Raw genomic sequence first — 18,715 nt, 5'->3', positions numbered from 1 at the left:
CAGCGTGTTATGACTTTAACCCTAACATGGCACCAAACACCAATAAGCCAGCGCCACAAGCTTGATTCAACCTATGTTTCACGCGCAGTAATAAGCTCTGTAGTCGCGGTGAGGTAAACAAGATGGCAACCATAGAAAACCAAATCCCGTGTAGCGCAATCATGTAGACACCGTAACCCAAAGCAAGGTGTTGCGATGCCGCATTTGGGTCGATGACTTGGCTAAAGATACTCAAGAAGAACAACATGGTTTTTGGGTTAAGTACGTTGCACAAAAAGCCTTGGAAAAAGAACTGCCAAATGGAGATGCTTTCTTGTGTTTCCCCCTCTATCTTCTGCTGAGAATCAGCCCCAAAAATACCTTTCAATCCGAGATAGATCAGATAAGCCGCGCCTAGGTAGCGAATCAAACTGAACAACCATTCGTTCTGTGAAATTAAGTAACTGATACCAAGCAAGGAATAGGTAATGTGTACCGAAATCGCAAGACTAATGCCCATAGCACTCCAAATTCCCGCTTGTCTGCCTCTGTTGAGGCTGTTTCTAAGAACTAATACAAAATCGGCTCCGGGACTGATGACAATGAGTATGCCTAATAAGGCAAGGCTGAAAAGCTCCATAGTGTTTCCTGTTTCTTTGTTGTTATGAATGGGGCAATTGTAGGTCGAGAGTTAGGAGACTATAATCGAAACAAATTCCGCTAAGTGTGAGAAAAAGTCACAGATGAGGCATCTTAAATCATTCCATGTTTTCCATGTCGCAGCATCGTCTGCGAGTTTTAGTGACGCAGCAAACAAGCTCAATATTACGCATGGCGCAGTGAGTAAGCAGATTAAAGTGTTGGAAACCTATCTAGCTCAGCCTCTGTTCTACAAACAGGGGCGCAATATGCTGCTCACTAAAGAAGGTGAGATGCTGAAAAGTTATACCGAGCAAGCATTCCAAGCGTTGGAAACTGGCGTGAACAAGCTAGTGCAGGAGAAGCATCAATACCTTGAAGTCTCTTGTGAGCCAACGCTAACCATGCGTTGGTTGATGCCAAGGCTTTCCGCGTTTAATGATGGTTGTGACGCAGACGTTCGGCTTTCGACTGCGGGAGGACCTGTAACGCTCGGCTCGACAGGGCTTGCTATGGCAATTCGTCGAGATGACTTTGAACCTTTGTATCACTACCCAAAAACCAAGTTAGTGGAAGAGTGGGTAGGTCCAGTGTTTTCACCTGACTACTGGCAGCAAGTGAAAAGTGATTTGAACTCCGTGAAGCTATTACACAGCCAAACCAGGCCTGAAGCTTGGAAAGAATGGATTCAGCGCTCTGGTGAAGCGTCGATGAACGGAAAAGCAGAACAGTCTTTCGCTCACTTCTATTTCTGCATTCAAGCTGCGGTGGATGGCTTAGGTGCGGCGATGGGCTCTTATCCTCTGGTGATGGATGACCTCAAACGTGGCAACCTCGTCGCGCCATTTGGTTTTGTGCCGTCAGGGCATGACTATGTTTTATTGACTCAAGATAAGGCTCGCTCTGAACTGGAGCATAAATTTGTCCTTTGGCTGCAAAACCAAATGGCGGAGTGTGTGCCTTGCACCTAAGAAATAAAGAGAGCCCCTAGTCAGGGCGCGCTGAGTTACTTAAAGTGGTTGAATACGTGCTACACAATGGAAACTTAGGAAATGGAAAACCTCAATATTGTAGAAATTAAATCTTTTGTTCCAGCGAAAGATTATGAGCTATCAAAGCGTTTTTATCAGGCGTTGGGTTTTGAGATGCCTTCGGATTTTGGTGGTGTGGCGTACTTCTTCAAGGACAGTTGCTCATTCTTGCTGCAAGATTTTTATGAGCCAAAACACGGCAATAATTTCATGATGCATTTGCTGGTGGAAGATGTTGCCAGTTGGCATGAACATGTTTCGAGTGTCGCTCTGGCGTCATTCGGAGCCAAGATGACGGAACTGGTTGATCAACCTTGGAAGATGCGAGAGTTCTGTTTGCACGATCCTAGCGGCGTGCTGTGGCGCATTGGTCAGAATATCTAGCGTAGAATTAAAGCCCATTGGGAGTCATCTAAACGTGACACCATATTGCATCAGTTTCTTTTTCCTCCGCGCTGAACATTTACTTCGGCAGGAGGGTAACCGAATGTTTTTTTGAATGCATTGGTAAAGTTGGAAGGGTGTTTATAGCCCGCATTGTAAGCTGCTTCCGTAATCGTTGCCGCACCGATTTCTAGATTCAAACGGGCAACCTCCAATTTTCTTCTCCTAATATAGCTTTGAACACTGCAGCCGAGCGTGGTCTTGAATTTGCGCTGTAGGTTAGATTCGCTCATGGCTGCAAATTCAATGAGCTCTTTAGCTGATAATTCCCTATCGAGATTTGCTTCAATATAGCTCACTAAGTGGTCTAGTGCGTGATCACCTTGAGAGTTTCCTTTGGCACCTTTTTCCGAGAGCCCCCCCCTTCATTCGGCAAAGAGCAGAGGACTTGCTCAAATACGTTGAGCAATAATCTTTGGGTCAAAGTTTCAATGTGAAGTTTTTCTAATAAACCTTCTGGCGTGCCCCTATTCGTTATGTCGTAAGCGAGTTGAAGGATCGCTTTATTAATTTCTATCGGGCAATTCGCCATATGTTGCCCCGTGAACGCTTCTATAACCGAGTTTTTCTCTGACCTTTCTGCTACCCATGTAACTGGAGTGACGATATTGAGTTTAGTTACGGTGTTGTTTTTATGAAGTATTCGCCTAAAAGTGACCGGTTTAGTGAGATTAACAAGGACACCTTGCGGTGAATGAGTTGCATCAAGGGTAAATCTCAAGTTGTCGTAGCCAAAATTCAGTTTCCCTTCAAGCAAAAGGACCAATATTAAAGACTTTCTAGCAGTTGAGATGACTTGATAGTCCGCGAGTTCTGTCGTCGTCCCTCCATTGATAGAAAAGCCATCTTTAACTTTGTAACGGGTACACTCTCCTTCGATCAAATGCTCTGAAGAGGTCGCAGTATCAGACACCAGTACGTGGGTACGATCGTAATTCTTCCAACGAATCAAAGCGTTCTTGGGAAAAGAAGAAAGTCGTTTAGCCATGTTTTCTACCAATTTTTCATAAAAATACGTTGGTGATGAATAACAGAATGACTGTTTTGCATAACCAAATTTGCTGTTACAAAGTTCAAAAAAACTTATCATTAATGAGAATCAATATCATTAGAAATATGGCGCATGATGAACTTTATTGTATTGGCCGCACTGCTATCTACATCAAATACATTGGAAAGTAATGAGACTCTGAGCATAAATTCAGAGCAGCGATTAACCGTAGAACGTCAGGATACTTTTCCCTTACGCGTTGAAAAAACGAGTTATTTTCGCGGGTACATTAAAAGTGAAAAAGCGCTCGATAGTGTCGTTGTTAAGGACGAAAACGGAGAGGTAGTCAAAACTCTGATTAGTGTTCCAACTGCAGAGTTAGACCTGTTTTGGTATGTAGAGAAACCGGGGATCTACCATATCGAGATCGTTGCTGCTGAGAAGTGTGCGGTGGGAGTATCAATATTGCTGAACGCCTTGGCTCTAAAAGACAATCAGTATGTTTCTCCGGATATCCCTATTATCAGTCCAATAATCGCGCATACCTCAAAGCAGTTAGAGCAGGGGAACCCTGCAGCTGAACAAGAGTTCTGGCAACAAGTTTTTCAGCAAGGCGGTGCTCCTTTGATTGAGCACAGCGATGACGATTCTACTCTGATTACATTTTTGTACAGAGGCCATGTTAATAACGTTAGAGTACTGGGGACACCCTATGGTGGGCACGCTCATTTGAGTCAACTCGGCGATACAGATATCTGGTTTCGCTCTTATCAAGTTCCTAATAGCACTCGCTTATCTTATCGAATTGCCCCTAATGTTCCCCAATTGTTGGATGGTGAAAGCAGAGAGCAGCGACGTGCCGTTCTAGCGACAATAAAACCAGATCCATTGAACTTTAAGCCAATGCTTGGAAAAGGCGATAATTTATCCAGCTCCGCGTCGACAGTAACTCTTAAGACTTGGAGTAATGATGTGTTTACCCAACAGAGTGGGAATCCAAAGGGGACGATTGCCGATCATACATATGTAAGTCCGGAAAATGCTCGCACTAGAAAGATCAGCATATATCAACCAAACGAAATCTATTCAATCAGTCGTGATTCTCCAGTCTTAATTTTGTTTGATGGCGATGCTTATTTAGAACGAGTACCAACGCCTCTCATTCTCGATAATTTGATTGCTAATGAGAAGGTTCCCGCGATGAGAGCGATCTTTGTTAATACCCCGATGCCGAGTATGCGTGCGGCAGAGCTCACACCTAACAAAGCCTACGCTGATTTTCTCGCTGATGAGCTTATGCCATGGCTTTGTGATACCCAGAATATCTGTCCTGATGCCAAAAATACGGTGCTTTCAGGATCAAGCTTCGGAGGTTTAGCCTCTATGTACATTGCACTCCAGCACCCTGACCGTTTTGGCAAAGTATTGAGCCAATCTGGTTCTTTCTGGTGGGTTCCTCAAGCGACTGAAATACAAAGTAGCCATAGCAACTGGATGGCGGATGTTGTCGGGGCAGAAGCCCAAAAAGATCTTGAGATATACCTAACAGTTGGGCTATTCGAAGTCGAACCTGAGTCAAACAGTATTCTCGCTACTAACCAACAGCTTTATCAGGCACTTAAGAGTAAGGGATACAAGGTTGCTATTGAGAAAGGAGCAAGTGGACACGATTACTTTAGCTGGCGCGCGATGCTAGCTGGTGGGCTGATAGCCCTGTTTAACACAGAAAAATAGAAACCTATAAAAGGACTAATAATGAGACGTTATAATTTAAGCCTCGCAGTGGCGTTAGCGCTATCCACAGCGCCATCACTTACGCACGCCAATGATAATGACATGGAAGTGATGGTAGTCACCGCAGCTCAGCATGAGACATCGGTCAAGGATGCTCCCGCTTCTATTTCTGTCATTACCTCAGAGGAACTGAACCGAATTCCAGCGACAGATATTACGACTGCGTTAGAAAATGTCGCTGGTGTGCATATATTAAGAAATACGGGTAGCGAGCCTAAAGTTGTTATTCGTGGTTTGCATAACCAAAACTCTTCAAATGGCAATTACACACTGTTCTTAATCAATGGTCGTCGTACGAGTTCAAGTGAGACAGTGATTCGCGGTGCTTCTTTTGATTTATCAAGCATACCTTTAAGTGCGATTGAACAAGTTGAAGTTGTTCGAGGCCCTATGTCATCTCTGTATGGTAGCGAAGCTATTGGTGGTGTGGTCAACGTAATTCTAAAGAAACCGGAAGAAGAGACTACGGTCTCTGGTAGCCTTTCTTACAGCCTTCCACAGGATAACAATGCCTCCTCTTTGGTTAACGACGCCGATGGTGAACTCGCGATTGGTAATGTGTTTGCCAGAGGAGCTCTCGTTCCCAATTCGTTGTTTTACACGCTCTCATTGGATATGAGTAAAAAGAATGCGTGGTTCCCTGATGATGCAGGCGATAATTTCTCGCCCCAAGCTGAGCAAGATAGAAAAACTGTTCGTGGTGGTTTAAGTTGGCTCCCGACCGAGCACGATGAGGTTTACTTCGATGTCGCATATGCTTTGGATGATAGAGTTGAATACAGTTACTTTAGTCAAAGAAACGCGGTGTATAAGAGCCAGTATGATCGTGAAAAGCTAACCTCTACATTGGGCCATAATCGTAATTGGAGCTGGGGACAGTCAGATTTTTCTTATTTCTATGAAACATCAAAAGTAAATGAGGACAACTTCCATCCACTGGTTAAAAAAGCGGAAATGACACAAGATAACCACACGGTCGATGGTCGTTTCGTTCTAGAAAACGTAGAGAATCAACTTATCTCAGTGGGTGGTCAATTTTCTTACACGAGTGTAGAGAACAAACGTGACTATTCTAGTGACCGCTCCGTCACGCAAAGCGCTGTTTATGTGCAAGACGAATACTCAGTGAATGATGATTTAATAGCGACAATTAGTGGTCGTTTAACGCACAACAACCAGTTTGGTAATAACTTTAGTCCGAGAGCGTATTTGGTTTACAACGGTATCGAGAACTTTACTTTTAAAGGTGGATATGGGGAAGGATTTAAAGCTCCAACTATTTTCCAGTCTTCAGAAGATTTTTCGCTAGTGAGCTGTGGTGGGCGATGTACTTTAGTCGGTAACCCTGATCTTAAACCTCAAACGTCGAAAACTTATGAATTCTCGACGCTTTACTATGCGACTCGTGGCTACGTACAAGCAACGATATTCTTCAATGATGTTAAGAATCTAATTGATCGCGATTTAGACCCTTTCTTCAACGGGACTTCAAACATCATCAAGTATGAAAACATCGATAGAGTCGAAACTAAAGGAGTTGAGTTAGAAGGTGAGTTAGATATCTTTGATAGCTTATCTTTGGTCTCGAATGCTACCTATACCGACTCAAAAAACAAAGAAAATGGCATGGATATTTCGTATACACCAGAGTGGTTGGCGAATGTGAATCTAAACTGGCAAGGTACTGAAAATCTGCTGCTATTTGCGACAGTGAACTACACGGGCAAGCAAAAGGATGGCCAAGACAACACGCTAGATGATTACTCTATCTTATCTCTTGGTGGGGCGTACACGATTAATGATAACTTCACCATCAAGACTGGTGTGACAAACTTGACGGATGAACGTCTAGATAAAACAGACTTAGATTATGAAGATACAGAAATGGGACGTACTTACTATCTAACCGTTGACTTTGAATTCTGATCACAGGTTTTACGCTTGTGTCTTGAAAGCTTTCTAAAACTTCTCAAATAGACATACCAATGGAATCGAGCGCGTAAGTATGACATTCAACCTCTTACGCGCTTTATTTTGCTGGAGTGTCTTAGCGGCAAATTCTATGCTCTCTTCAGTGCCCCCAACTTCAAACGATGTATTTCCCCCTAAATATTTGGCGAGTTTCGCTGGGGGACTCTCCAAATAAGTTTTTGTATAAACGGCTAAATTGACTCAAGTGAAAGAAACCGAAGGCAAACGCGATTTCAGAGATGGTTTTGTCCAATTCAGAGTTCTGTAGCATTCTGCGTACTTGGTTAAGCCGAATGTTTAATAAAAACTGTTTTGGTGATAAGTCGCAGCAAGCTTCAAATACATATTGTAATCGCTCGTGGAGCTTATGGTAAAAGCGACCCCTGAGCGTTCGGGTAATGTATTAGCCGATGAAAGGTGTTGCCAGTTGGCATGAACACGTCTCGAACGTAGATCTGGAGTCATTCGGAGCCAAGATGACGGAACTGGTTGATCAACCTTGGAAGATGCGAGAGTTCTGTTTGCACGATCCTAGTGGCGTGCTGTGGCGCATTGGTCAGAACATCAATTGATTTGTGTATGAAAAAGGCCAGCTCTCGCGAACTGACCTTTGAAGAGGGAAGAGTGATAGAGGTTTATTGAGGTGCTTTCATCGCTTCAGATTTGTCTGAAGTCATGACGAAATGCAGTTCACCACCATCTTTCAAATCGCTGTGCGCGAAGCTGAAGTTGTCACTCAATTGTTTGCCGTTGATGGTCACCGACTTCACGTAGATGCTCTCTTGGCTGTTGTTTTCTGAGGTGATGGTGAATTTACCGTCCGCGACTGGAATCACGGCTTTGTCGAACAGAGGACGACCGATGGTGTAGCTTGCATCGCCCGGTGTGACTTGGTAGAAGCCCAATGCAGACATCACGTACCACGCCGACATTTGACCAACGTCTTCGTTACCAATCAGACCTTCATGGGTTGGGTGGTAGAACTCGTTCATCGCTTGATCGACAATTTCTTGTGTATTCCAAGGCTCAGCCGTCCAGTTGTAAAGGTAAGGCACGTGGTGATCAGGCTCGTTACCCATCACGAACTGACCGATGTAGCCCGACATATCGTGTGATTGGCTCGTATCGGCGTTGGAGTCCGCATTAAACAGCGCATTCAAGTTAGCGAGGAATGCCGCTTTGCCTTTTTCGGTTACGTTTTCAGGAAGAGAGAAGTCAGTGCGGTCGATGTGCTCGCCACCCATCACGTTAGCCAGACCGTTCAAGTTGTGCGGTGCAAACCATGTCCATTGCCATGTGTTGCCTTCGGTGAAGTCTTCACCACGGTGCTCGGCGCGGTAAGGCCAGAACACGTCACTTTCGTTGAGTGCTTTGCGGTCTTTACACGCGTTGTAGTCCATACCGTCTGGGATAGACAGCGCCATGTTCTCGTCCAAACATTCGGCTTTCAGGTTGTTTGCCCAAACCTTGCTGCCGCTGTTCATGTAAGCCGGACGCATAAAGCCCGTTGCACCCAATGCGTTGCCTTTGGTGTCTTGCAGTTTGCCGTATTGTTCTGGGTTGTAATCGAAGTAGTTCTTGAACGATTCAGAACGTGCCATGTAGCGGTCGTACTGTTGGTCGTTGCCCGCAAGTTTAGCGATCTGAGCGATACACCAGTCGTAGTAAGCGTTCTCAAGACCGTAAGACACCGACTCGTTCACGAGCTCGTCGTATTTATCGACTTTTAAGCCTTCAACGTAACCCGGTTTGTCACCAGAATCCGGCGCCCATTTGGTGTTAGCTGGAATAAAGCCGATGTCTTCTTGGTAGTCGTTGTGACGCGTCATTACCGTGAAGCGTTTGTCACCGTTCCAAGCATCTTGGTAAGGCACCCAGCTTTCGGTTTTATCAAGGTTGAAGTTGACTGTTTCGTCAGCGGCTTTCAGTGCCAAATCAAACTCAGCAGCGGTAAAGGCTTCTGGGTGTTTTACCATGATATCGGCAATAACCGAGACCGCAGGATGACCGACCATTTCACCAGTGTAATCCGAGTGCAGTTCCCATTTTGGCAGCACGCCGCCCGTTTGGTATTTGTTCAATAGATCGCGTGCGTGTTCAATCGCGCGGTCTTTATCGATGATGGTTTTCAATGGGTGTGCAGCGCGGAAGGTATCCCACATTGAGTACACTGAATAGTTCACTAAGCCATCTTCTGCTTGGTGCACTTTGCCATCCATGCCACGGTATTTGCCATCCACATCTTGGTATAGGAATGGAGCAACAAACGTACGGTAGAGGGAGGTGTAGAACATGGTCTTGTCAGCTTTATTGCCGCCTTCCAGCTCAAACTCGCCAAGGATGTTTTCCCAAGCCACGCGGTTTTGTTGTACGACATTGTCGAAATCCCAGCCGTTAGTGTCTGCTTCTAGGTTTTTCAATGCGCCGTCAACGCCAGTGCCAGAAATCGCTACTTTGACCACCAATGGCTCATCGCTCTTACCAAAGTTCAAGTGAGTCAGGACATCGTTTGCGCGTTTTGCCAAACGTTCTGGGTCAGGTTCTGGTTCGCCCGGCATTGGTTTGTGCTCTGCGTAGCCGCGGTAATCTTCCAAGCCGACTTCCGTAGCGTCGGTTGGAGTGAGTTTGCTTTCAGAAGCCAGCTTGGTGTACAGGTTCTCTTCAATGATTGGATCAGAGAATTCTGCCGCGAAGAACACGGTTTGCCATTGACCCCATTCGTTTGAGGTGCGCGCGCCTACGACGGTGGTGTCATTAACGCGTTTGTAGTAGATGCTGCGAGAGTGGTTGCCGTATTGCTCCAACAATTCGTGTTGCAGGTCGATACGCACTTTACGGTCTTCACCCGGCTTGAAAGTGTAACGTTGGAACGCCACGCGGTCGGTTGCTGACAGCTCAGCTTTTACGCCTGTTTCTACAAGGTCAACCGAGTAGTAACCAACCTCCGCCACTTCCGAGCTTTTATCCATGGTCACGGCATCAGTATTGAAGCCTGTGTATGGCAAGAAGGCGAAGTCGTTTAGGTCACCTTTACCTGCGCCGGAAATGTGAGTCATTGAGAAGCCAGAAAGCAGGCTGTGCACAGGATCGTATTCGACAGGTGAGCCTTTGCCATTCCAACCGTTTGGATCGAAGTTATCTGGTGACGGTTGAATCATACCTTCTGGCATGACTGGAGATGGGTTGACGTTGCCAAGACCTTTAGTGCCGATCAAGGTATCAACGAATTCCAAAGTAGGGGTAGAGATAACCGGAGTTTCTGGGTCAGAGTCGCTGCCACAACCAGCAAGACCAAGCATGGCGGTTAACACTGCAGTAGAGAGTAGGGTTCTTTTTAGTTTCATTGTTTTTATTCCACGAGAAAAGGGGACACGAGGTCCCCTCAAAATCATTATTCGCCTAGGTTGGCTTGCATTGCTTCAGACTTGTCAGCTGTCATCACGAAGTGCAGTTCGCCGCCTGCTTTGAATTCGCTGTGCTGGAAGGTGTTGTACACATCCAGAGGCTTACCGTTTATGGTCACTTCTTTGATGTACATGTTGTCTGGACCGTTGTTCTCAGCCGTTACCGTGAACGTGCCAGAACCAATGTCTACCGTCGCTTTGTCGAAGATTGGACGACCGATGCTGTAGGTTGGATCGGTTGGCGAGATTTGGTAGAAGCCCAGTGCCGACATCAAGTACCACGCCGACATTTGACCCACGTCTTCGTTACCGATGATGCCGTCTGGCGTCGGTTTGTAGAACTGGTCGTAAACTTGGTCTAGGTATTCCTGCGCCTTGTAAGACTCTTCAGTACGGTTGTACAAGTAGATGACGTGGTGCGAAGGTTCGTTACCGTGAATGTACTGACCGATGTAGCCTGTCATGTCTTGGTGCGCTTCGCCGCCATTTGGATCGGCAGTAAATAGGTTGTTCAGCTTGTCGTTCAGACCTTGCGTGCCGCCCATGATTTCAGTCAGCTTGTCTAAGTCTTGCATGAACGCCCATTGCCACTGCCACGCGTTACCTTCTGTGTAGTAGAACGCGTCAGATTTGTAAGGGTCGAAGTCAGTTGAAGCGTATTTCAGTGCACATGGGTCGCCTTCTTTCAGCTCTGTTGGTACGAAGAAGCCTGTGCCGTCTGCGTTACCTGCTTTTGCATCCCAGTGTTTCAAAGAGTTGTAAGAACGAGCTTTGAACTCTTCATACGCGTCCATATCGCCGGCGGCTTTTGCCATTTCTGCGATCGTCCAATCGTAGAAGGAGAATTCTAACGAGTACGACACTGAGTTCCAGTTCGGGTAACGAACACACTGTTCTTTCTCGTGGTAATTCAGCTGACCTGCCATGAGTGAGCTTAGGATGTCGTCATGAATCTGTGGGTATTCATGCGGTGTGTAACGCGCTGATTTCACCGACGCCGTGTAAGCCTGCTCTGCATCAATCAAGCCTTTTGTTACCGCATCGCCCAGAATCGCTGCCGATGGGTAGCCGATCATGGTGCCAGTTTCTGAACCGTGACCTTCCCATTTCGGCAATAAACCAAACTCGTCGTTAGATTTACGAATCAAGTCTTTCACGTATAGCGTTGCTTGATCTGGGTCGATGATGGTCCACATTGGGTGAACGGCGCGGAACGTATCCCACGTTGAGTAAATCGAGTAGTTTGGTGTGTCGCCATCTTTCAGTGTGCGCACTGTGCCAAGCATATCCACGTATTGACCATCCACATCGTAGAACTCGATTGGTGCGATCATCATGTGGTACATGCCAGTGTAGAAGTTGGTTTTCTCTGCGTCTGTGCCGCCTTCTACTTTGATTTTTGCTAGCTTCTCAGCCCACGCGTATTCTGCGTCTTCTTTTACTTTTGCTAGGTCGAAACTTGGTGCTTCCGCTTCTAAGTTTTTCTGTGCGCCTTGCCAGTTAACTGGAGAGATACCCACGCGGATCTCAATTGACTCTTCGCCTGTGCCGAAGTTTAGGTAAGCCGTCAGATCATCGCCTGAGTAAACCGCACCATCACGCATTTCGCGCGTTGGTTCTAGATCTTGTTCGCCCAACATTGCTTTGGCGATTGGCTGGTTGAATTTCGCGTAGAAGAAGATGTCCTGACCTTGGTGATCTTGCCCTTGGAACCAGCCTGTTGATGTTTTACGACCGCGAATGGTGTATTCGTCCACCACTTCTACTTTGTTCTTCAAAGATTTGCCGTTGTTGTTCATTAGGGTATGGCCCAAATCGAACTTCACGTTGCGGTCTGCGCCATCAGCAAAGGTGTATTTGTGCAAGCCAACGCGTTTGGTTGCGCTTAGTTCTACTTCGATTTGACCTTGGTTTAGCTTGGTTTTGTAATAGCCTGCACTTGCTTCTTCATTGGCTTTGTCGAAAGAGTTCAGTTGTGTGTTCGCCATGTCTGCGTATGGCAGAACCAAGATGTCGCCTAAGTCCGTTGCGCCTGTACCTGAAAGGTGAGTATGGGAGAAGCCGTACAGCGGAACGTCAGTGTTAACTACTTCGCCAGTTTCGTAGTTGGATGAATCCCAGTAGCCAGAAGCCGAGTGCCAAGGGTTAAGTCCAGATTCGTGGTCTGTGTTAGAGCCGATGAAGGTATCTGGAGACAGTTGAACCATACCTGCCGGTACCGTCGCGCCCGGGAATGTATGACCAGAAGCTGCTGTGCCGATCATTGGATCGACGTATTTCAACACCGCGAGATCAACAATTGGATCGCCAGGCAGTGAAGAGGAAGAATCGTTGTCGCTGTTACAGCCTGTTAGACCGACTAGACCACTGAGAACTGCGCAAGCGAGTAGGGAAGGTTTGAATTTCATTTTTAAGACCTTGTGATATGTAGGGTTATATGGTTATTAAAAATCACGGGTATTGCTAAAACTTGAAAACTTGAAATAGAGCCCTTAGGGGGAAAGGGCTCTTAGGGGAGGAGCTTAAGGTTTAAGCTTTCACAAGAGTCGCTGCGTTACGCATCGCTTCTTTCGTTGAACACTCAACAACGTTTGCTTTTGCAAAGCGGTGAGCGTCTTTTACTTGGATATCGTGAGCTAGAATAACCAGCTTCGCGTTTGCTACATCTAGGTCAGTGATGCGGTTCTGGATACCGTTTTGACCTTGAGTTTCTACTTTGATTTTCAGACCCGCTGCTGCACCTGCTTTCTCTAGTGCTTTCGCTGCCATGAATGTGTGTGCTACGCCAGATGGGCAACATGTTACTGCTACGATGTCGTACTCGCCTTCGCCTGCTGCTGGAGCCGCTTGAGCTTGTGCAGGTGCTGCTTCTGCGATTTCGTCTTCTGCTTCTTCTTCAGCTACTGGTTTCCAGAAGCCAACGATAACTGCTGTTGTTAGTGAGCCTAGTGCGATACCCACAACGTACATTGGGATGTTGCTTGATACAGGAGCTGTGATTAGACCGCCCCATGGTGCGTGTAGTAGAACGTCTGTTAGGAAGCCGAACACACAGCCAACGATACCACCAGCAACGATTGAAGGAAGAACGCGTACAGGGTCGTTTGCTGCGAATGGGATAGCACCTTCAGAGATACCGATAGAACCCATGATTGCTGCTGCTTTACCTGCTTCTTGCTCTTGCTTAGTGAACTTCTTCTTGAATAGGAATGTTGCTAGTGCCATACCTAGAGGAGGCGTACAGATTGCGATACCAACACCACCCATTAGCCATGGCTGTGTATCAACTTGAGTTTGAGCGAATAGCGTTGCTACTTTGTTGATTGGACCGCCCATATCGAATGCAGTCATACCACCAAGAATCGTACCTAGAACCACTTTAGAAGCGCCAGCCATAGAAGCTAGGAATTCGTTCATAGAAGCCATGAAGATCTTGATTGGTTCACCGATACCCCATAGAACGATACCTGCAGAGATAAGCGTACCTAGTAGAGGGTAGATGAAGTAAGCGCCCAACGCAGTCATGTTAGCAGAAAGAGGGATCTTCTTAAGTTGGAATACCACACCACCTGCGATGAAGCCCGCTACGATACAACCAAGGAAGCCGCCGCCCATGTCAGCCATGATGCCAGAAGAGATCATCGCTGGTGCTAGAGCTGGTTTGTCTGCAATTGAGTAACCGATGAAGCCACCAAGAATAATTGGGAACAGCACCAGACCTTTAATACCGATATTAGAAATATCAGCTAATAAACCGTCCGCAGGAACCGCACCTTTACCTGATGCCATTACCGCTAGCGCCAGTAGTACACCACCCGCAACGATAAATGGAAGCATGTGAGAAGTACCGAATAAAAGGTGACCTTTCATGGTACTTAGGATTTTTTTGAAATCGCTATTATTACTAGCTTGAGCTGTGATAGTACTCATAATTTCACGCCTTATGAATTAATTAAAATATTTAGTATTTGGTTTTCGTCTTTTGCGTTATGAATATCTTCAGTAAACTCTTCGCTAAATTTACCGAACAATTCTTGAAGAACATAAATATGGTGGTCGGCACCGTTATCTGGTGAAGCAATCATGAAGAATACGGTCGGTTTGACTCCCTCTTCGTCGCCATACTCGATGCCTTCGCGCTTTACGCCAACAGCGATTGCAGGCTCTGTAACCGCTTTGCTTTTTGCGTGTGGGTAAGCGATGCCGTCCATTGAAGTCACGCTTAATGCTTCACGTGCTTCGATGTCGGTTAAAAAAGCCTCTTTGCTGCTGATTCGATTATTTTCGAATAGCATCTGTGCTAGCTCTTCAAAGACTTCTTTTTTATTATTTGCTTGAAGGTTGCCTTTAATTAAATTGACGTTTGTTAGTTCTGTAATCATTTTTTGACTCGTTGGTACTGAAGTAATGAGGCAAATTTAATTAATGTTACGGTTTTCTGAAATAGTAAAAAAAATCCAATAACTATACTTTTGTATCACTGAGAGCTAAGTGTGATAGAAGTCATTAATATCAATGAGCTAGAAGGGAATTAGTATTGTGACTTATATTCCATTTATTTTGAAACTAGTAATGAAGCTTGAAAATAAACGAGAAGGGAATCAAATATGGTTCAATTTTGCTATAAAAAAGAGGCTTTGTGCTAAAGGCTATATATACCCAAGTAACCTCGAGATGCTAGGTTCAGCGAGAATGACTTGGTTTGTAGACGCGGCGGCGATTTAAAGGTCTAGTGGGTCTAAATCAAGAATCGACAACAAAGTATACAAGCCAAGACAACTCGCCCTTTGGGAGCGTGTCATTGACTCGACTTCTGCGTCAAACAACTTGGAAAGAGCTGGCTATTACGCTGCGTTGTTTTCCTTCACCTCGAATCAATGACAACGCTCTGAATCCTGCATCTTGAAGTCACTTGGGTATAGTAACCCTTTTATTAACGTAATTTTCTATCTCTTTGAGAAAAGAAATAAAGCGCTTAGGAGAGCTGATAGTGAACTGAGCTAGTTCCTCCCCTTGATACACATTGGCGAATGTAAGCTCCGAATTTGAAGCCAAGAGGAGGTTAGGAGGGGTTGTTACGCTGGATTTAGCTAGTCCATTAAGACGGATTCTTGTACTTATGCAGCAAATCTAACGGGATATGGCAGTAGTCGTTTGGAAAGCGTGTGAGTCGGTCTTGATGCTCATCATCACTTGGCACATAGTTTGTAAGTGGCAGTACTTCTACGGCGATCTTCTCAGCATCCGGTCTTGCTGCGATAAACGCTTTAGCGATGGCTAGGTGTTGTTCGTTTTGGCTATAGACACCAGTACGGTACTTCTCACCTACGTCTTCACCTTGCTTGTTAACACTGTGCGGGTCGATGATCTCAAACAGATACCCCATTAAAGTTTCAACCGAAACCTGCTCAGGGTCGAACTGGGTTTTCACGCATTCTGCGTAGCCATCGTATTCAGATTGAGTGCTATCCGTTGAGCCATTTGCTCGTCCTGCTTCGGTGCTGATTACGCCCGGAAGGTGGCGCATAAATTCTTGAACGCCCCAAAGGCAGCCGCCTGCGAAGTAAATTTCTTCCATCATTCTGTCCTGAAAAACTTTGCGCCATTATGGGCATCACTTTCATTCAAACACAACTCCAACCATAAAACAGGAACAACTCAGAAGTGATTTGCTCTCTTTTTTGTGCTGCGTTTCCTCGTTAGATTGAACGCAGTTAAGAGCTAGGGGGAATCCTAATGAAAATTGAACATATCGCGATTTGGACTGAACGTTTGGAAGAGCTAAAAGCCTTCTATGAGAAATACTTTAACGCGGTTTCTAACGATAAATACCACAACCCAACTAAACAGTTTTCATCTTACTTTCTTTCGTTTGAAAGTGGCGCACGATTGGAGTTGATGTCGATGGAAGTTGTGACCGCTTGTGAAAAATCTCATGCGATGCAGGTAACAGGGTTGGCACACTTTGCCTTCGCTCTAGGATCAGAACAGGCAGTGGATCAATTGACCAAAACCTTAGTGGATGATGGCTACCAATGGATCGACGGTCCGAGACAAACGGGTGACGGTTATTATGAAAGCTGCGTGTTAGATCCGGATGGCAACCGTCTTGAGCTTACGGTGTAACGCGACTTAGCTTATTTCTATCGTTCACAGGCTGCTTTCATATGAAAGTGTTCGGGCGTATACTGCAAGCTCATTAATAAGGAGCGAGCCTGTGAACTCAAGACAAAATGAAATCCTGCAATTGGTTAATGACCGCAAACGCGTTCAAGTAACGGAGCTTTCTGACATCATTGGCGTGTCGGGCGTGACCATCAGGCAGGATTTGAATTTCCTTGAGCAACAAGGCTACTTGAAGCGTGTACATGGCGCTGCGACGGCGCTACAAAGTGACGATATTGATACGCGACTCGAAGTGCGCTTCGACATCAAACAAGCGTTAGCCAACAAAGCGGCAGACTTGGTATCACCAAACGAAACCGTATTGATCGAAGGCGGCAGTGCTAATGCGCTATTGGCTCGCACGCTGGCTGAACGTGGTGACGTGACCATCATTACCCCATCGGCGTACATCGCCCACCTCATCCGTAACACCTCAGCTAATATCATCTTGCTTGGTGGTGTGTATCAGCATCAAGGCGAGAGCTTAGTTGGACCGTTAACCAAGCTGTGTATTGAGAATATTCACTTCAGCACGGCTTTCTTGGGTATTGACGGCTTCCATCAAGATACTGGCTTTACTAGCCGAGATATGATGCGCGCAGAAATCGCCGAAACCATCATTGCGAAAAAGCGCCGTAATATCGTGCTGACGGACTCAAGCAAGTTTGGACAAATCTACCCATCTTCAATTGGTAAAACGAGTGAAATCTCGGTGCTGTTAACCGACGAAGCCGCTCCGAAAAGCGACCTCGAACAGTTGAGAAAGCAAGGTGTGGAAGTGGTGTTGGGCTAACTAATCTACTTTGCCCTTCTCTTAGCAAGCACGGCGGAAGGGGAGAAGCCCGTCACCAACATCGTTCCACTCAGCACCAGAATGGTACCTATGATGGTATTGAAGCCGATCGGCTCGCCCAGAATTAAATAGCCCCATAGGATACCAAAAACAGGGACAAGGAACGTGACCGTGAGGGCTGAAGTCGGGCCAATTTCAGAGACTAAGTGGAAGTAAAGTAAGTAGGCTAAGCCAGTACATAGTACACCGAGTGTAATCACAGAGCCCCATTCAAAGGTGCTTGGTTCTGCCCGCATTGGCAAGAATGGCAGCAAAGGAAGTACCCAAATCACCGCTGCCCACATGCTGCCGTGAGCATTATCAAAGGCAGAGACTTGTCGCGCATTCTTGGTGTAGTTGGTTGCAATACCGTAGCTGAATGAAGCCATTAAACTCGCCCCGATAGGAAATATTGCCTCATTGCCCATAGTTGAAGAATCCAAGCCAACAAGAACGGCGACACCGCCAATACCTATCATCATGCCAAGAATCGCTTTTGCGCTTAACGGGCTGCGATACCAAACAAAGCCAATTAAAGCCCCCCCCATATCGGTGCCGTTGAGTTGAGAATAGCTAACGTTGATGCATTCAGTGTCTGTGCTGCATACGCGAAAAGCACAAAGGGTACGGCACTATTAAACAGGCCAATAATGAAAAAGTGTTTAATGTGTTTGAAGAAGACAACTCTCTTTCTGAGGTAGAGGGCAATCATCAATAATGCTACTGCTGCGAAGGCTACCCGAAACTCAATTAAGTAAGCGGGTCCAAATGTATTGGCGGCGACTCGCATAAATAGAAACGAACCTCCCCAAATAGCAGCGAGACAAAGTAAGCGAAAAAAACTGGCTGCACTCATGTTACACCCTTGGTCGAGGTCTAGCGCCTCATTGATTAATTGTTGCGCTAACAGTGACTTAAACCAAAGGTGAGATCAACCAGTAATCCAATGTCAGTTCCGATTGTGGCTTATAAATTAATGGCTTTCAGACCAGACCGCGAACTCATTGCCACTCGGTTCGGTGAAATGGAAACGACAACCTCCGGGGAACTCAAAAATCGGGCGGATGACTTGACCACCGAACTCCTCAACTTTGGCTAACGTGGCGTGAATATCTGAGCTATAAAACACCAGCAACGCAGCCCCATTTGTTGTTTGGCTGACTTGCTCCGCTACATAAAAGCCACCGTCTAAACCTTGACCTGTAAATGCGCTGTACTCAGGACCGTAATCAACGAAGCTCCACCCAAAAGCTTGCTCGAAAAACTGTTTAGTTGCACTGATGTTGGTTGTCCCAAACTCAACGTAGTTTAATTTTTCATGTTGGTGCATCATGGCGTCCTTTCTGCTCAGATCATTACTATTAGTGTAATAATTCCTGAGGTGATGTTCTCCAATCCAGCACTCGTTTTTGCTGTTTCTGAATGCAAATATCACAAACGAAAAACGGTCCAGATAAGCTGGACC

At 45.9% G+C, this 18,715-nt stretch carries 15 protein-coding genes and 3 pseudogenes; 7 read left to right on the top strand and 11 right to left on the bottom strand.

Annotated features, from left to right (window positions below):
• Window positions 1-7 precede the first annotated feature (7 nt).
• Entirely contained in the window at window positions 8-619 is a 612-nt protein-coding gene (locus tag B853_RS25395; RefSeq protein ID WP_038885545.1) for a LysE family translocator, read from the bottom strand.
• Between the two features lie 103 nt (window positions 620-722).
• Here B853_RS25395 and B853_RS25390 point away from each other — a divergent pair, with 103 nt between their 5' ends.
• Window positions 723-1,589, top strand: coding sequence for a LysR family transcriptional regulator (locus B853_RS25390; protein ID WP_038885546.1), 867 nt, complete (start codon window positions 723-725; stop codon window positions 1,587-1,589).
• Window positions 1,590-1,670: 81 nt separating this feature from the next.
• On the top strand, window positions 1,671-2,033 hold the full coding sequence (locus B853_RS25385; protein ID WP_038885548.1) for a VOC family protein: 363 nt from the start codon (window positions 1,671-1,673) through the stop codon (window positions 2,031-2,033).
• A gap of 50 nt (window positions 2,034-2,083) precedes the next feature.
• Here B853_RS25385 and B853_RS25380 read toward each other — a convergent pair whose 3' ends face one another.
• Both B853_RS25380 and B853_RS25375 read right to left on the bottom strand, forming a co-directional pair.
• A complete protein-coding gene (locus B853_RS25380) occupies window positions 2,084-2,392 on the bottom strand; it encodes a helix-turn-helix transcriptional regulator (RefSeq protein WP_128827054.1) in 309 nt (102 codons plus the stop codon).
• Window positions 2,393-2,400: 8 nt separating this feature from the next.
• The gene (locus B853_RS25375; protein ID WP_128827053.1) at window positions 2,401-3,081 is read right to left on the bottom strand and encodes a hypothetical protein; all 681 of its coding nucleotides are present in this window, start codon (window positions 3,079-3,081) and stop codon (window positions 2,401-2,403) included.
• A gap of 135 nt (window positions 3,082-3,216) precedes the next feature.
• Between B853_RS25375 and B853_RS25370 the strand changes: the two genes are divergently transcribed.
• Both B853_RS25370 and B853_RS25365 read left to right on the top strand, forming a co-directional pair.
• Window positions 3,217-4,818, top strand: coding sequence for an alpha/beta hydrolase-fold protein (locus B853_RS25370; protein WP_227741920.1), 1,602 nt, complete (start codon window positions 3,217-3,219; stop codon window positions 4,816-4,818).
• Window positions 4,819-4,839: 21 nt separating this feature from the next.
• Window positions 4,840-6,804, top strand: a complete 1,965-nt coding sequence (locus B853_RS25365) for a TonB-dependent receptor domain-containing protein (protein ID WP_038885551.1) — start codon at window positions 4,840-4,842, stop codon at window positions 6,802-6,804.
• A 160-nt stretch (window positions 6,805-6,964) separates the two neighbouring features.
• On the opposite strand, the pseudogene B853_RS25360 reads toward B853_RS25365, so the two are convergent.
• Window positions 6,965-7,201: pseudogene (locus B853_RS25360) on the bottom strand (helix-turn-helix domain-containing protein); the annotation flags it as partial.
• Between the two features lie 58 nt (window positions 7,202-7,259).
• On the opposite strand from B853_RS25360, the pseudogene B853_RS25355 reads away from it, so the two are divergent.
• Window positions 7,260-7,421: pseudogene (locus tag B853_RS25355) on the top strand (VOC family protein); the annotation flags it as partial.
• Window positions 7,422-7,484: 63 nt separating this feature from the next.
• Here the strand turns inward: B853_RS25355 and B853_RS25350 are convergent.
• The 5 genes from B853_RS25350 to B853_RS25325 form a co-directional block, all read right to left on the bottom strand.
• The gene (locus B853_RS25350) at window positions 7,485-10,193 is read right to left on the bottom strand and encodes a GH92 family glycosyl hydrolase (RefSeq protein ID WP_038885554.1); all 2,709 of its coding nucleotides are present in this window, start codon (window positions 10,191-10,193) and stop codon (window positions 7,485-7,487) included.
• Between the two features lie 47 nt (window positions 10,194-10,240).
• A complete protein-coding gene (locus B853_RS25345) occupies window positions 10,241-12,661 on the bottom strand; it encodes a GH92 family glycosyl hydrolase (protein ID WP_038885556.1) in 2,421 nt (806 codons plus the stop codon).
• 121 nt (window positions 12,662-12,782) lie between these two features.
• Window positions 12,783-14,183, bottom strand: a complete 1,401-nt coding sequence (locus B853_RS25340) for a PTS fructose transporter subunit IIBC (protein ID WP_010453114.1) — start codon at window positions 14,181-14,183, stop codon at window positions 12,783-12,785.
• An 11-nt stretch (window positions 14,184-14,194) separates the two neighbouring features.
• A complete protein-coding gene (locus B853_RS25335; protein WP_038885557.1) occupies window positions 14,195-14,635 on the bottom strand; it encodes a PTS sugar transporter subunit IIA in 441 nt (146 codons plus the stop codon).
• A 716-nt stretch (window positions 14,636-15,351) separates the two neighbouring features.
• Window positions 15,352-15,831 carry a peptide-methionine (S)-S-oxide reductase gene (locus B853_RS25325; RefSeq protein WP_038885560.1) on the bottom strand — a complete coding sequence of 160 codons (480 nt, stop codon included), beginning with the start codon at window positions 15,829-15,831 and terminating at the stop codon, window positions 15,352-15,354.
• A 158-nt stretch (window positions 15,832-15,989) separates the two neighbouring features.
• Here B853_RS25325 and B853_RS25320 point away from each other — a divergent pair, with 158 nt between their 5' ends.
• Together B853_RS25320 and B853_RS25315 are read left to right on the top strand one after the other, a co-directional pair.
• Window positions 15,990-16,379 carry a VOC family protein gene (locus B853_RS25320; protein ID WP_038885561.1) on the top strand — a complete coding sequence of 130 codons (390 nt, stop codon included), beginning with the start codon at window positions 15,990-15,992 and terminating at the stop codon, window positions 16,377-16,379.
• Window positions 16,380-16,470: 91 nt separating this feature from the next.
• Window positions 16,471-17,211 carry a DeoR/GlpR family DNA-binding transcription regulator gene (locus B853_RS25315; RefSeq protein ID WP_005436345.1) on the top strand — a complete coding sequence of 247 codons (741 nt, stop codon included), beginning with the start codon at window positions 16,471-16,473 and terminating at the stop codon, window positions 17,209-17,211.
• A gap of 5 nt (window positions 17,212-17,216) precedes the next feature.
• On the opposite strand, the pseudogene B853_RS25310 reads toward B853_RS25315, so the two are convergent.
• Together B853_RS25310 and B853_RS25305 are read right to left on the bottom strand one after the other, a co-directional pair.
• A pseudogene (locus B853_RS25310) lies at window positions 17,217-18,106 on the bottom strand (DMT family transporter).
• Window positions 18,107-18,223: 117 nt separating this feature from the next.
• Window positions 18,224-18,580, bottom strand: a complete 357-nt coding sequence (locus B853_RS25305) for a VOC family protein (protein ID WP_038885564.1) — start codon at window positions 18,578-18,580, stop codon at window positions 18,224-18,226.
• Window positions 18,581-18,715: the final 135 nt, after the last annotated feature.

This window comes from Vibrio rotiferianus CAIM 577 = LMG 21460 (genome assembly GCF_002741985.1).
GTDB classification, from domain to species: domain Bacteria; phylum Pseudomonadota; class Gammaproteobacteria; order Enterobacterales; family Vibrionaceae; genus Vibrio; species Vibrio rotiferianus.
This window is presented reverse-complemented; position numbering and strand designations above follow the sequence as displayed.